This window comes from Pseudomonas sp. NPDC089534, assembly GCF_044749305.1.
Classification (GTDB): Bacteria; Pseudomonadota; Gammaproteobacteria; order Pseudomonadales; family Pseudomonadaceae; genus Aquipseudomonas; species Aquipseudomonas ekonensis.
In genome coordinates this window covers 1-14,003 of the sequence record NZ_JBIVHR010000128.1, presented here as the reverse complement: position 1 = coordinate 14,003, position 14,003 = coordinate 1, and the positions used below count along the sequence as shown (strand labels likewise).

At 66.9% G+C, this 14,003-nt stretch carries 19 protein-coding genes; all 19 read right to left on the bottom strand.

Features of this window, described 5'->3' with window-relative positions; translation table 11 throughout:
- Positions 1–523: CinA family protein (locus tag ACIP0B_RS26075; protein ID WP_400837517.1), on the bottom strand; the 523-nt coding region annotated here is incomplete at its 3' end.
- A gap of 68 nt (positions 524–591) precedes the next feature.
- Positions 592–1,122 carry a lysis protein gene (locus tag ACIP0B_RS26070; RefSeq protein WP_400837514.1) on the bottom strand — a complete coding sequence of 177 codons (531 nt, stop codon included), beginning with the start codon at positions 1,120–1,122 and terminating at the stop codon, positions 592–594.
- Entirely contained in the window at positions 1,104–1,667 is a 564-nt protein-coding gene (locus ACIP0B_RS26065; protein WP_400837511.1) for a glycoside hydrolase family 19 protein, read from the bottom strand. The genes ACIP0B_RS26070 and ACIP0B_RS26065 overlap by 19 nt, the downstream gene beginning before the upstream one ends.
- 103 nt (positions 1,668–1,770) lie before the next feature.
- Positions 1,771–1,968: a hypothetical protein gene (locus tag ACIP0B_RS26060; RefSeq protein WP_400837508.1), complete on the bottom strand. Its 198-nt coding sequence runs from the start codon at positions 1,966–1,968 to the stop codon at positions 1,771–1,773.
- A gap of 8 nt (positions 1,969–1,976) precedes the next feature.
- A complete protein-coding gene (locus ACIP0B_RS26055; protein ID WP_400837505.1) occupies positions 1,977–3,179 on the bottom strand; it encodes a carbohydrate-binding protein CenC in 1,203 nt (400 codons plus the stop codon).
- Positions 3,180–3,215: 36 nt separating this feature from the next.
- The gene (locus ACIP0B_RS26050) at positions 3,216–3,656 is read right to left on the bottom strand and encodes a phage tail assembly chaperone (RefSeq protein ID WP_400837502.1); all 441 of its coding nucleotides are present in this window, start codon (positions 3,654–3,656) and stop codon (positions 3,216–3,218) included.
- 2 nt (positions 3,657–3,658) lie between these two features.
- Positions 3,659–4,579, bottom strand: a complete 921-nt coding sequence (locus tag ACIP0B_RS26045) for a phage tail protein (RefSeq protein ID WP_400837499.1) — start codon at positions 4,577–4,579, stop codon at positions 3,659–3,661.
- Between the two features lie 25 nt (positions 4,580–4,604).
- Positions 4,605–5,072 (bottom strand): phage tail assembly chaperone, encoded by a 468-nt coding sequence (locus ACIP0B_RS26040; RefSeq protein WP_400837496.1) that lies wholly within the window; start codon positions 5,070–5,072, stop codon positions 4,605–4,607.
- Positions 5,072–5,998, bottom strand: coding sequence for a hypothetical protein (locus tag ACIP0B_RS26035; protein WP_400837493.1), 927 nt, complete (start codon positions 5,996–5,998; stop codon positions 5,072–5,074). The genes ACIP0B_RS26040 and ACIP0B_RS26035 overlap by 1 nt, the downstream gene beginning before the upstream one ends.
- A gap of 18 nt (positions 5,999–6,016) precedes the next feature.
- A complete protein-coding gene (locus tag ACIP0B_RS26030; RefSeq protein ID WP_400837490.1) occupies positions 6,017–6,583 on the bottom strand; it encodes a tail fiber assembly protein in 567 nt (188 codons plus the stop codon).
- 7 nt (positions 6,584–6,590) lie between these two features.
- Positions 6,591–7,688, bottom strand: coding sequence for a phage tail protein (locus ACIP0B_RS26025; protein ID WP_400837487.1), 1,098 nt, complete (start codon positions 7,686–7,688; stop codon positions 6,591–6,593).
- A 138-nt stretch (positions 7,689–7,826) separates the two neighbouring features.
- Positions 7,827–8,342 carry a phage tail protein gene (locus ACIP0B_RS26020; protein ID WP_400837484.1) on the bottom strand — a complete coding sequence of 172 codons (516 nt, stop codon included), beginning with the start codon at positions 8,340–8,342 and terminating at the stop codon, positions 7,827–7,829.
- A complete protein-coding gene (locus ACIP0B_RS26015; RefSeq protein ID WP_400837482.1) occupies positions 8,339–9,496 on the bottom strand; it encodes a phage tail protein in 1,158 nt (385 codons plus the stop codon). The genes ACIP0B_RS26020 and ACIP0B_RS26015 overlap by 4 nt, the downstream gene beginning before the upstream one ends.
- A 114-nt stretch (positions 9,497–9,610) precedes the next feature.
- Positions 9,611–10,012, bottom strand: coding sequence for a phage tail assembly chaperone (locus ACIP0B_RS26010; RefSeq protein ID WP_400837479.1), 402 nt, complete (start codon positions 10,010–10,012; stop codon positions 9,611–9,613).
- Between the two features lie 2 nt (positions 10,013–10,014).
- Positions 10,015–10,917 (bottom strand): hypothetical protein, encoded by a 903-nt coding sequence (locus ACIP0B_RS26005; protein ID WP_400837476.1) that lies wholly within the window; start codon positions 10,915–10,917, stop codon positions 10,015–10,017.
- A gap of 108 nt (positions 10,918–11,025) precedes the next feature.
- Entirely contained in the window at positions 11,026–11,445 is a 420-nt protein-coding gene (locus tag ACIP0B_RS26000) for a tail fiber assembly protein (protein ID WP_400837473.1), read from the bottom strand.
- 17 nt (positions 11,446–11,462) lie between these two features.
- The gene (locus tag ACIP0B_RS25995; protein WP_400837470.1) at positions 11,463–12,338 is read right to left on the bottom strand and encodes a gp53-like domain-containing protein; all 876 of its coding nucleotides are present in this window, start codon (positions 12,336–12,338) and stop codon (positions 11,463–11,465) included.
- A gap of 14 nt (positions 12,339–12,352) precedes the next feature.
- Entirely contained in the window at positions 12,353–12,952 is a 600-nt protein-coding gene (locus ACIP0B_RS25990; protein WP_400837467.1) for a YmfQ family protein, read from the bottom strand.
- Complete coding sequence (locus ACIP0B_RS25985) at positions 12,943–13,929, bottom strand: baseplate J/gp47 family protein (protein WP_400837520.1); 987 nt, start codon at positions 13,927–13,929, stop codon at positions 12,943–12,945. Before ACIP0B_RS25985 ends, ACIP0B_RS25990 begins: the two co-directional genes overlap by 10 nt.
- Positions 13,930–14,003 lie beyond the last annotated feature (74 nt).

Below are 14,003 nucleotides of genomic sequence, written 5' to 3'. Positions count from 1 at the left end.
AGGCCGGCGAGCGGTCGAACGCCGGCACCGGCCGCGCCAGCACTTCGACCGTCAGTCGCAGCAACCCCTCTAGCGCGGCCTTCACCGTTTGTCGGCGGACGTCGTCACGGGTGCCGGGGAAGTGCTGCACCTCACTGGATACCGCGTCGCCCGCCCCCCAGGCCAGCCACACCGTGCCCACCGGCTTGTTCGGCGAACCGCCGTCCGGCCCGGCCACGCCGCTGACCGCCACGGCGAAGCGCGCCCGGCTCTTGTCCTGGGCGCCGCGCACCATGGCCTCGACCACTTCGCGGCTGACCGCGCCCACCGTCGGGAACAGGTCCGCCGGCACGTTCAGCTGCAAGGTCTTCTGCCGGTTGGAATACGTCACGTAGCCGGCCTCGAACCATGCCGAGCTGCCGGGAATGCGGGTGATCGCCTCGGCGATCCCGCCGCCGGTGCAGGACTCGGCCGTGGTGACGTGGGCATTGAGCAGTTGCAGGCGCCGGCCAAGTTCGGCGGCCAGTTGGGTGATTTCTTTCACGGCGCACTCCGGATCGGATGGAATGTGCACCACCGTACACGAGCCGATGGCGCATGCAAGGCGCAGGCTCATTCAGGATGTGCAGGCGCCAAAGCCCTGACATAGGCCTGGCAGGCCTGCAGGGCGATCAGTCCGCGGTCGCCTTCGTCGGTGATGGCGACAATTCGTTGAGCATGCGCCGGGTCAAGTCGGGCGCGTAGGGTTGCATGATCCACGCCGCCGGCGCCGGAGGCGGCTGGCACGTCGCAGCCTTGGGCAACGTCGCCGGCATCGACGAGGACTGACAGGCGCAGATCAGCAGTGGCAAGACGGTCGCGCAGGCGAGCCTGATCACGTTGGGCATCATTGAGCGCTCGGTAGTGGGTCTGTTCGCTGGCCGCGAGCCGTTGCTCCAGGGCCAGGCGCTTGTCCTGCTCGGCCTGTTGCGCGGCGGCGGCCGTCAGGGTCAGTTGATTGAGAACCTGGGCATGTTCAAGGGCCTGCTCGGCCAGTCGCCGGCCGTAGCGCCAGTCCTGGAACCGCCAGGCCAGCGCCGCCGCCCCGACGGCCAGCAGCGCGATGCCGGCCAGCCTCCAGGGGTTCAGGCCGAGACCGGGCATAGCACCGCCCTCGCCCGCCCCCAGATTTCCAGGCGGTCCTGCAGGCCGTTGAGCCCGCCGTTGATGCGCCGGGTGATGCCGTTGAACTCGTCGCGGTCAGCCAACTCGTTCAGCCCGTTCTGCGCCCAGAACCAGGCCGCGGACTCCGCCGCCCATTGCGGCTGCTCCAGCAGTTCCGGCAAGGCCAGCAGGCGTTCGTCGCCGAACAGGCCGAGGCTGCATTGCCGGTAGTTGGTGCGGCCGGTGATCTGGATGAGGCCTCGGCCGCAGTACTTCTGCCCGTCGCCGTCGGCTTCGGGGGTGTTGCCCAACCGGGCCGCGAGGGTGCCGGTGTCGTATTTGCTCAGGTATTGCTGGCTGCCCAGTTCACGCACATAGCGCAACTGGCCCGACTCATGGCCGACCTGGGCCAGGAACGCGGCGATGCGCTTGGGCGTGTCGATGCGGTGGCGCTCCATGGCCGCATTGAGCGCCGGAACGAAAACGCCCGCTTTGGGGCGGGCGTTCGGCATGATGCTGACAAGCTGGTTTTCGGTGATTGGCATGATGTTCGATCCTCCCTGGATGCTGCGATTGAATCACGTTGGCGTGAAAAACCCGCCGATCAGTTGTTTTCCAGAGTTTTCACGCTTGATCCATATAGATGATTTAAATGAGGCGCTTGAAAAGGCCCAGGACGCCGCGCTGTGCATCGTCGCTGTCGGGATCGGCAAGCCGGGGCAGCACCTGCCCACCCTCCGACAGCCACGCCTGATATTCGAGCCAGTCCCGGTTACCCGGATCCTGCGGGATGTACGCGGCGTCACTCAGGCGCATCACGCCATTGACGGTCAATCGATAGTCCATCGGGTCTCCTAGATTTCGGCGTCAGCCGTCCATTCGATTTGCAGGGTCTGTCCGGGGGCGCTGCCGACGGGTGTGACGGTGGCGAACGAGATCGCACGGTCCGTCAGTCCCTGCAGGATCGTTCCGGTGCAAGGCTTGCCGATCGACTGGTTCCAGACCTGGGCGCTGTTTTCACCAGGGCAATAGGCCACGACCGTCGGCAGGACACGCTTCTGGACGAGCATGCCGATCGTCATGCCGTACTGGCCGGTGTTGGCGGCCGGCACTTGACTGAACGTCGAAATGCAGGTGCCGGAGCCGTTGTTTGCCCGAATCGGCAACCCGCCGGTGAACGACCGCTCGAAGTAGCGCTGGCAATCGCTCAGCTCCTGCGCTTCGGTGCGGTATTCGAAGGGGGTCGGAACCGGCCCTTCCTCCAGCTGGATGCGCGCCAGATCGACGGTCTGCAGCACGTTGAGCGGCAGGTCGATGGCCAGCCGCAGAAAGTGGTTCGCGCCCAGCATCTTTCCGGCAATGGTCGGCACCTGGAACGAGGCGCTGTACTTCGCCCATCCGGTGCCGACCTGAAAGACCTCGACCGGCCTTTCGACAGGTTCGGAGCCGCCCGTGCCGAAGTTCTGGAAGATCATCACCCGCAATTGACGCGCCGCATCGGACCGGGCCCAGAACGAAACGGTCGCCGTCCTGCCCGCAAGCGTCCTGACCGATTCGACGTTCTGGGAAACTCTGTGCACGGTCGATCCGGTGCCGGCCGCCGTCTGCTGCCAACGCAGGTACGCCTGGGGTTCGCCCGCGACTTCGCCTTGACCTGGAATGAAGCTTTGCCGACTGATGGCAACCCCTGCATTGCCGTTCCAGTCGCACCGGAAGCGGTCGGCCACATAGCCGCCGATGTTCGGTGCCAGGTTGGTGGTTCCGCGTTGCCAGATATCGAACCCGCCGTTGATCAGCACATTCCTGCGGTACACCTGCACCGGAAACTGCTGCAAAGGATCCGGCTTCGCGAGTTGCCGGATGGCCTTGGCCAATTGGTCGGTCTGTTCTTCGTCGGGCGTCAGGCCGGCCGCCGTGATTGCATTGAGTATTTCCTGGGTGACACTGTTGCCCCAGCTCGCAGGAATCAGCGATCCAGGCTTTCCGCCGATGGGGTCTTCGTCGACGAATCTTCCGTTCTCAAGTCCCGAGCCCGGCACGCTTTTGGGGAAATCCACGTGTGTTTCTCCTTGGTTGACGATCTCTGCCGCAGCTCAAAGGCCGGTTCGCTGCAGTTCTTCCAACCAGTCAGGCTCCACCGGACGCGACTTCGCATCGGGAAAGTCCGGATCACCGGGCCATTCCCGCAATGCCTGCCGATACGCCAGCAACTGTTTGAACTCATCGGCACGCAACGTCGTGCCCTCACCCATTTCCAGCTCTTCGGCATCGCGAAGCACCAGCCATTGGGTGTCTTGCAGAACCTGATTGCGCCAACGGCGTTCCTGGGCGACCAGCGCCGACCGGGGGATGACCGGGTCGATCAGCACCGGCTGGCCGCTGGCGCTGGCGTCGATGACCTTGCCGAGCGCCTGGCCGGCAAACAGTTCGGCGTACTGGGCCTGGGTGATTTCCACCGCGCCTTCGGGCGGTTCCGGCAACGGGTTGTCGACCAGGTCGAATCCGCGTGTCCGCGCATAAAAATAGATAGTCATGGTTATCGTCCCCAAACCAGTATGCGACCCGAGATACCCGGATCGGCCTTCACGCTCGAAGCCATCACGTTGCGCACCCGGGCAACCGCTGTGGTTGTCGTGGAGGAGGCATGGTCAAAGGCCCAGACGGTCACGTTGGAGCCTCCCCAGCCTGGCGGGTAGCCTTCGTTGGCGAGCCCTCCCAGGACGGCGTTGGGAAACGTGATGGGCAACGACACGGTCATGACGCCGTTCGCGTCGGATCCCCCTGTCACCCATTGCAGGATGAACCCGCTGGGGAACCGCTGATAGCCGGCGGTGGAAAACTGCGAGGCGTAGGACGCCGAGTATTTCAGCGCGGCCGTGCCGTGAACGACCCAGATGCCCGCCTCCCGGACAAACGTCGCGCTCTCGCCGTTGTTGATCGTGATCGAGCCCAGATAGGCCCCTTGGGGGCTGATCTGCGCACCGGTCTTGCTGGCGACCGTGACCGGCACGGTGTTTCGGCAATGCAGGCTGATCGACGCGCCGACCGGCACCGTCGCGGCGTCCGGCAGCGTCACGGTGTAGGCGGCCGTTCCGCCCAGGCCGATGGCGCAGCCGACATCCGCCGCGGTCAGCTGGACCGGGCCGGCAATGCTCCGCGCATTGGCATGGCTGCCCAGCGCCTGCTGGACGAACTCGCAGGTCGCGGCCGAGCGGCTGGCATCGAACTGCGCCGCCGTCATGAACAGCGCCGGGCTGCGCAACGCCCCCAGCAGTTGGTTGCTGTTCGCCTCGTCCGGGGTCATGCCGGCGGCCTTCACGACACCCAGGATCTCCTGCGTCACGCCGTTGCCCCACGCTGCCGGAATCAGCGAGCCCGGGGTTCCGGCCAGCGGGTCTTCGTCAACGAAGCGGCCGTTCACCAGGCCGACGCTGGGTACACTTTTGGGATAGTCCAATGTTCATCTCCTTATGATCAGGGGTTCAGCCTGCGGCACTGGCCAGCCATTGCGGCACGGCGGGCCTGCCGACAGCGGCGGGAAAGTCAGTGGAGGCCGGCCAATCGCGCAGGGCCTGGCGGAACTGGAGCAGCTCCAGGTACTGCGCCGCCGGAAGGCTCGGCACGCGGCCGAGTTCCTGTTCGTCGCGATGCCGAGTCATCAGCCATTGGGTGGCCGACAGGACCGACTCGCGCCAGGCCCGCGCCTGGGCCGCAGGTTCATCGTCCACGGCAACGTTGGCCCGCGTCGCCAAAGGGCTCGGAGGCGCAGCCGCCGGTGCGGCCGCCTGGCGCAGATCGCCGAGCGGCGCGCCGAGTTCGACGTCGGCGCCGTCAGGCACCCGCACCATCATCTCGACGAAGGAAGGGGCATACAGCTGTGTGATCGCATAGTCGCCGGTATCGATCAGTTCCACGGCGACACCGTTTTCCACCCGTGCATAGAGGGCCATTATTCGTACTCCCAGATTTCGCAAAAGGCATTGCCGCCCGCGCCGCTCGGATTGGAGGCAGAGGCACTGTTCGAACAGGCCCCGCTGCCCCCGGAGCCCCGCGTGCCGGTGTTGGCGCTCAGGTTCACCCCGGTGAAGGGGGCGCCGCCGTCGAACGGGCTGGGGGCGCCGGCACCGGAGAGCAGTCCCCAGTTCGCGTTGCTCATGGCGTAACCGCCGCTCTGGCCACGGGCACCGACAAGGTTGGCGCCGGTGACCGATTGCCCTCCCGTCCCGCCCTGAACGAAGCCGGAGGAAGTGGCTGTCAGGGTGATCACCAGGGTTTGCCCGCCCGAACCTCCAGTAACGCTCATGTACGGCCCGAAGGACGCGCCACCGCCCGATGCGCCCAGCGCGTTGCGGGCAGCGCCGCCGGCGCCCAGCGAAACAGGCACGCCGGCCCTCATGTCCGGCGTCACGTCGTACAGGCCTTCACCGTAGGCTCCGGCACCGCCGCCGCCCCCGAGGCCCTGCGAGTTCGCCGGGACAGGCGAACAGCCGCCTCCGGAACCGCCCGCACCGACCAGCCGCACGCGAATCCTCTTGGCCTTGGGATCGGGCCGGTACACCGTGATCCCGACCGTGTCGAACTGCTTGACCGCCAGCAACCGTCCGGTGGCATCGGTGATGCCGTAGCCGCTCAGCGTGGTCGGGGTGTTCCTGAGCTTGTTGAAGTCGACCAGGGCGCCGATGGCCGTCGCCAACTGGTCGGTCCTGGCCTCATCCGGCGTCAGCCCGGCGGCCTTGATGGCGTTGAGGATTTCTTGCGTCACGCCGTTGCCCCAGGCGGCGGGGATCAACGAACCGGGGGTTCCGGCAACGGGGTTTTCATCGATGAAGCCGCCGTTGACCAGGCCGACGCCGGGGATGCTCTTGGGATAGTCCATTACTCATTTCCTGTGCGATCAGTTGCCTGAGGAAGTACCCGGCATCGCAGGCCAGTCGATGCCATCAGGAAAGCCGGCCTGCCTATCGATGCGGTTGAGCGCTACGCTGTACCGTTTCCAGTCGAGCAGCCGCTGCTGTTCCTCCGCGGAGGCGTCGCCGATGTCGACGGCGTACTGCAGCGGGGCAATGCGCAGGACGGCGTCGCGCAGCAGCGTGTCGCGCCTCGTGAGCGTCGTTTTCGCAAGATCCACCAGACGTGCCTCGTCATCGATCCGCCAGGCACCATCGTCCCAGACATGGAATCCGCCAGGCCAAGGCAGCGTGGTATAGCCTTCCGGCAATGCCCCCAATGCGGTCCAGGTCTCTCGTGTCCCCGTTTCGGTGCGGTAGACATCCCCACGAAAGTCGGGCTGTTGCTGCAAGGCACCGTTGATATGCGCCCAGGCGAAACCGTTCGGCGCCGGGGACAATTCAAGATTCAGCGTGACCGCGTTGTCCGGCAGTTGCACGCCCAGCCCCGGCACGGGCGTGAACTCCACAGGCCCGATGAGGGCACCGCTGCGGTCGATCAGGTAGTTGTACATAAGAACCTCAAATCAGTTTGATCCGGCCTGGACAGGCGATGTTTCGCGGACGTGTCTCCCCCGCAAACGTCCCGATGTTGCCGATGTAGGAATCAGAGTCGAAAGCCGGATTGGGATACGTTGTCGCCACCGTGTTGCCGGTCGGGGAAAAGTTGACGTCGCTGGTGACGCTCCAATTGCCGTCGGGAATCGCAGGAGCCGGCCGGAAAGATGACCCCGAGCCTGTCGGCAGAAAGTGGTTGTGCGTCTGCAGGGCATGGGCCTGCAAACTGCCGGCGACCCGCCCCGCATCGACATTGCGCGCTTCATCCAGCACCCGCAGGAATTCGCCGCGCATTTCGGGTATGCGAAAGTTCGTCGCGCCATCGCCGCTGGTCCATCCGCCTTCGCGACCGGCCCGGGCAGCTTCGGTGACGAGTGCCCCGGAAGCCTGGGCGAAATCCCATAGCCACGGCCATTGGGCACGGTTGAACAGCACGCCGTTGAGCATACCGTAGCCACCAGGGCTGATTGCGGTGGAGGTTTCGAAGACCGGACGGCCCAACGGCGTATTGTCGTAGCGGCCGACCGGCCACCAACTCCCGGCGCCATCGCTGCGCAGGTGCCACCAGTCTCCGCCGCCCATCAGTACCAGGAACGGGTAACCGCCCGGCGAAAGGTTTGTATGGAAACGGATCCGGTCACTCCCGGCGGCCTGCACGACCAGTCGGTTGACGCTGTTGTCCAGGCGACGGACGATCACATCGCTCACACCGAGCTCGGCACCGGCCGCCGGCAGCGTGAGCGTCATGGCCCCTGCGCTGCCATCGATCAGCACCAGACCGAGTTCTTCGGCTGCAAGCGCTTTTGACGTCGTGACCCGAGTCACCACCGAACGCATCGGACTGTAGCCCCCGACGATCGACTGGATCGCCTTGTACAGCTGACCGGTGTCCGCTTCGGAGGCAACCAGACCGCCACCGGTGATGACGCCCAGGATCTCCTGGGTCACACTGTTGCCCCACACCGCCGGAATCAGCGAGCCCGGCGTGCCCGCCACCGGGTTTTCATCGACGAAGCGGCCATCCACCAGGCCGACGCTGGGGACGCTCTTTGGATAGTCCATAAATCGTGTGTTCCTCTGAAATAACAAATGAGCCGTGCCGGGACGGCGTTCGCCACCGGCCCTGCCACGGTCTGTTGCCGAAAACAAAAAAGCCCACGGTGACGTGGGCTTGGGAATGGCGCGCCGAAGGCGATCCGGTCAGCCGGCCGAACCGCCGACCTGCACGCGGATCGCCGCCAGGGTGTCATCGACGACCCTGCGCGCGTCGTCCAGCTTGCCCTTGGCCGCGTGGGCGCGGATCTGGGTCTTGGCCTTCAGGCGCAGGGTGCGCAGGGCCAGCAGCCCGTCGCTGACCTGGGCGGCCTTGTCGAGAATCTCGTCCGCCGCCTGTTTGGCGCTGCGGCCACGGGCGACCCAGGCGGCGACGGACAGCGGCACGTCGCCTCTGGGGTAGCCGGCGTCCTGGAAGGCCTGCGCGTCAACGGCCGCCTGGGCGTATTCCAGCGCCTTGAGCGGATCGCCCGCCAGCGCGGCACGGGCGTTGTCGGCGGCCGCATCGAGCCGGGCGCACAGGCGTTCGGCTTCCTGCTGATCCAGCAGCCCGGCCCGGACGGCATTGAGCACCCATTTCTCGCCGTCCCAGTCGTGGGCGGCGGACGGTTGCGGAAGACGCAGCTCACCGTCGATCTGGTGGAGTTCCTGAATGACAATCATCGAATGAGTTCCCATGTCAGCTGGACGTTCACGGCGTCCGAAAAGTTGATCGCGATGCCGGTGACGTAGTCGGTCACCGGATGGCTCTTGATGCCCATGCTCAACAGCAGCTCGTCGCTGTCGGCAACGACCTGGCCCAAGGTGTGTTCGGCCTGATAGCACTGCCAGAGCGAACGCAGATTGGCGTGGTCGAAACTGGCGGTCAGGGTGGACACCGTGACATCGTTGAGGACGTTGTTGGTGAACACTGCGCATGGATAGACGGTGGAGGGATTCCAGCCGCCCGCATTGTTGGAGACAGCGGTTGAAACGGGCGACAGGAAGCTGTAGTTGCCCCCCGCCCATCCGGTGGACGGAAACGCAACGGAGGTCACGGCCGTCGACGACGGCGTCGGGTTGCCCGCCACCAGCCGCGCAGCGCGGGCATGGGGATCCAGCGGCAGGAACACTGCCCCGGTGCCGTTCACGGTCTGCGTCCAGGTCAGCCGCGCCTTGTTGTAGATGGTGCGAACCGTCGGCAGGGATCCCGGCGCGCCGGTGACCACCCAGGCCAGGCACATGTCCAGCGGCGAAGACTGGAAACCACCGCCGGAGGCGCCGTTGGCCGTTCCCTTCAGGGAGTCCGGCGTTACGTCGAAGACCGTGCCGCGCTGGGTGTAGAAGGTCAGTGCGCCAGCGGTCATCTGCGCCCGCAGAAAGTAGCTGGAGCTGGGCAACAGGTCAGCGCTGCTCCAGGCCGCGGTCACGCAGGTGCGCGAACGCCCCAACTGCCCGGCCACCACTTCCTGGCCGATGCTGACGTAAACGCCCGCCGGCACCGACACGCGCCCGCCGCTGGTCGCTGAGGCAACCGGCGTCACGGCCAGCCGGCCATCGGCCGAGGCCACGGTCGGCAGCGGCAGGGCCGTCAACGGCAAGGCCAGATCCTGGTTCCAGCCCTTGGCCGTGACCGACTGGATCGCCAGCAGCAATTGATCGTACTTCTTCTCGTCCGGGGTCTGGTCCCCGGCCTTGATCACGTTGAGGATCTCTTGCGTGACCCCGTTGCCCCAGTCCGCCGGGATCAACGACCCCGGCGTCCCGGTCAGCGGGTTTTCATCGACAAATTTCCCATTCACCAGTCCGGCGCTCGGGACGCTTTTTGGATAGTCCACTGTTCAAGTCCTGTAAGTAGTCGCTGTGGTTCCAGCGATGGGCGGTTGGGTTCCGCACGAATGAAAGACGCCCGCGCAGGGCGGGCGTCGAGGCGGGTGCGCAGGCAGGCGCGTTCACGCGGTACGTTGGGCCATCCGCGCCAGCCACTTGGGCGGCTCGGGGCGCGACAGGCTGTCCGAAGGATCGCCTGCGGCCGGCCAGTCGCGCAGCGCCTGACGATAGGCCTGCAGCTTGGAGAACTGTTTGGCGCTCAGGGTCTGCTGCGCCCCGACGTCCAGTTCGTCGCGGTGGCGGATCACCAGCCAGTCGGTCTCGGCGAGCGTCGCCGTGCGCCAACGGCGTTCCGCCTCCGGCCGGGCGTCCCGAACGGGCTCGGCCGCCGGCGGCGCGCTGAACACATCGTCGGCGAAGCGCCAACCGACCGACACCGCGGTGCCCTCGGCCAACGTGACACCGCCCTCCACATCGCCGCTGACCAGGGCGGTCACCACACCGTTTTCGATGATGGCTTTCATCTTCAAACCTCCCATCTGACGCGGGCGTTCATGAGCCCCGGGGCGGACAAGTTCTGCGCCCACGCGATAATGCTCACCCGCCCCGTGTACCGGTCGGTGCCCCCGCCTTCCGGCACGATCGGCTTACCGGTGATGTTGACCCCGATGGGCTCGCTGATCACGCCGTAGTCCGTCTTCACGTTGTCGTCGAAATCACAGATGCCTGCGATGTAGGCACGCGGCTTGCGGGCCCAATTCAGGGTCAACGAATAGTTGCCGTTGGCGCCGGACCAGACGCCGACCGCCTCCAGGCGCGCCTTGTTCGCCAGCAGCGTGAGCTTGGGCACCGTCCCGGCGCCCTCGGTCACCACCCTGGCCACCAGCATGTCGATGCACGTCGAGTCGAACCCGCCGCCGCTGCCGTTGCCGTTGACGCCCTTCATCGATGCGGGGACCGCATCGGCATCGGTGCCTTTTTGCAGGTAGCAGGCCAGTGCCCCGCCACGGATCTGCATGCGCAGGAAATAGGTGCTGTTGATGTCCAGCGCAGGCGAGCTCCATGCGCTGGTCAGCAGCGTGCGCGGCCGGGCCGTCGCGCCCACGGCAGCCTCTTCGCAGAGGCTGACCAGCACACCGCCCGGCACCGACACCGTTCCGCCCGCCGACGCCCCCGCAGCGGTCGCCGGAATGCGTCCGTCCGCCGTGCCCACCGTCGGGAACGCCAGGGCCGCCAAGGGCATGGCGTCCTGGGTCAGCACGCTCCTGAGCGCCTTGAGCAACTGGTCCGACTCGTTTTCGGAGGGCTCCAGGCCCGCCGCACGAATCACGGTCAACAGTTCCTCCGTCACACCGTTGCCCCACACCGCCGGGATCAGCGACCCCGGCGTCCCGGTCAACGGGTTTTCATCGACGAACTTCCCGTTCACAAGTCCCGCGCTGGGGACGCCTTTCGGATAATCCACGTCGGGACCTCCTGGTATTCAGAATGATTGTCAAAAGACGGCACGCTGCGGCGGACCGCAGCGGCCCGGGTCTCAGGCCGGCCGTTCGGGCCAGGCGATGTCCTGCGGATAGCCCGGCTGCCTGTCGATCTTGTTCAGCGCCAGCTTGTAGGCGGCAAACGCCTTGAACCGCTGCATGTCATCGGCATCGAGCAGGCCGGCGATGTAGGCGTCCGCCATGCCGACGGTCTGCTGGTCGGCCTCGGCCAGCAGACCGTCGCGCGTGGCCAGGGCGGCCGCCCTCAGTTCGCCTTCGATCACCTGCGAGGCATTCGCCAGCGGATGCTTGGTGACCTTGCCGTCGGTGAGCCTCCAGACGCCGTCATGCTCATCGATGGTGCGCATGAACAGCTCGTCGGAGACCTCCACGGCACCGTCAGGAATCTGCGCATGCAAGACAGAGTCGTAGCGCCCGAGCAGTTCGCCCCGGGCGTCGAAATCAATGAATCTCATCGTTTTCACCTTGATGGTCAGTAGCCGAGGGCGAACCAGTTCCAGCCGCCGGGATCGACGTTGGAAAAACGCTGGAACTGGCTGAGCGACAGGCGGTTCAGGGAGAAGCGCAGGTCCGCGAACCCCGGCGAAATGTCGCTTGCGGAAACGAACATCACCGCGTTGGGGAACGCGATCGGATAGGTGACGGTTTCGCTCACCGAGCCGCCGTTGGCGAAGCCCCACTGCAGGATCAGGCCGCTGGGCAGGCGCTGAAAGCCGCTGACGCCCAAGGAGGAGGAAAACACCGGCGAATACTTCAGGGCGCCGTCGCCGGCATCCAGCCCCCACCCGCCGCCCAGCAGAAGGCGCCTGAATGTCACGAAACTGCCGCCTGCGAACTGAAGCGAGGTAACCGCCGGACCGTTGGTGGTGCCCAAGGTCTCGCCCGGCCGGGCCTTGACGGTCAGGCCGTTGCCGCCGCCCACCAGGGTGACCAGCCCTCCCGCCGGCACGGCGGACCATTCGGGCAGCGTCGCCGTGCCGGTCGAGGTGAAGATCGAGAGCTTGCCGACATCGGCGGTGGTCAACGCGACCTCCCCCACATAGTTGGTCTGCCCGGCGAGACTGCCCAGCGCACGCTGGACAAACTCCGTCGTCGCCACCTTCTGGCTGACATCGAACTGCGCCGGCGTCTCGAACAGCCTTTTGCCGCGCAGCGCCTCCAGCAGTTGCGTGTTCAACCCTTCGGTGGGTTCGATCCCGGCCGCCTTGATGACCGTCAGCACCTCTTCGGTGAGCGCGTTGCCCCACTCGGCCGGGATCAGCGAGCCCGGTGTTCCGGTGATCGGGTTCTCGTCGACAAAGCGGCTGTTGACCAGGCCGACGCCGGGCATGCTCTTCGGATAGTCCATCCCGTCACTGCTCCCTAGTCATAGTTGATGTGCACCTTGGTGTGCGCCGGCGCCGCGCGGTGGATCAGGCATTCGAGCGCCGAGCCCGGGTTGACGCCGAAGCGCTCGCCCCAGTAGCTCGCGCCGTAGCGCCGGCCCAGCAGCAGGCGGCCGCCGGTATTGAGCGTCCACATGAACTGCGCCTCCCAGGTGCCGAAGTGCGCCGCGCCGAACCGCGAACGGCCCATGCGCGGGGCTTCGAGCTCGGTGATGGTGGCGTTCGGGTAGCCCTGGCTCTTGGCGATGTCCAGGTAGTAGCCGACCGCCTGGCTGCCGACCGCCAGCAGGCGGCGGCGCACGGCCAGGCGCCGGTCGTCGAACAGCGGCGTGGCGCCCAGGCACGGGTCGGGCAGGTTCATCACCTTTTCCCAGTCGGGCACCAGTTCGCTGACCCCGGCCGGATCCATCTCGTTGAGCAGGTCGGCGGCGCGGGCGTCGAGGCGGGCCAGTTCCTCGGAGACGCCTTGCAGCACCTCCTCCAACTCCGGCACCCGCTCCGGATCCCAGGCGGGACCTGCGGGCAGCAGCGCGCGCAACTGCGCCTGGTACTGCGCGGCGGTTCTGATCACCCCCATACGCAACCTCCGAAGGTAAGCAGTTCGCTTGCGCCGGCGGGCACGTTGGCGACCGGCGCGGTGAGCGTGTGGTCGTATTCGCCGCCGGCGCTGCTGATGGCTTCGCGGATGTGGCTGATCAGCAGCGACTGGCCGAGGTCCGCCTCGCGGTTGTGCAGGTCGCGCAACTGCGCCTCGACCGCCGCCCGCACCGCCGTGGTGTCCGGGTTGACGCTCAGGCGGTAGGTGACCGGCACCTGCACCGGCCGCTGCACGTGCACCTCGGCGGTGACCGGCCGCAGCGGCTCGATGTACGCCTGGACCTCGGCCAACTGTTCATCGTTGGGCACCGGCTGCGGGTCGTCGTCACGCATGATGAACACCGTGACCGTGCCCGGCCCCAGCAGGCCGCCGCGGCACCAGGCGCGGGTCACGCCGGGGCACTCCAGCGCCCAGGTCTCGTAGTCCTGGGCCGAACCGCCGTGGGGAATCACGCGGTAGGAACGGATCACCCGCGAACGCAGGGACTCCAGGCTTTCCCGCGCCACGCCGCCGCTCAGGCCCGGCGCCGCGACCACGAAGCTGTTGCCGACGATGCCGGCGACCGGCTGCACCGGGGTCAGCGCAAGGCCCGCATCGGCGTTGCCCAGGCTGCCGGCGTCGAGCGCGGCGACGGTGGTGGTGTTGGTGCCGCTGACCGTGGTGCGCGCGGCGGTGACTTTGTAGGTGCGGCCGTCGCTGGCCTGCAGCAGCGTATCCACGTCCAGCACCGCGCCGGCCGCGGCGCTGAAGCTCACGCTGCCGGTGGCGGCCTGCGCGGCCTTGCGCGGCTGGTTCAGGCGCAGCGCGGCGATTCGCTCCAGGGTCGACTCGTCGGCGGTGTCGGGCAGGATCTGCTCGGCGATCCAGTCAAGGTAGCCGTACAGGCCGAACGCCGCGCCGCCGAGGGTGCGGGCCAGGACTTGCGCATCGGACTGGCGCAGCGAATCGCCGGCCAGGTCGCTGGGGGGGCGCGGGCGGGGCGCCGGCCGCGCCGGGGGGGGGGGCGGCGGGGGGCGCCCAGGGGTGCGTT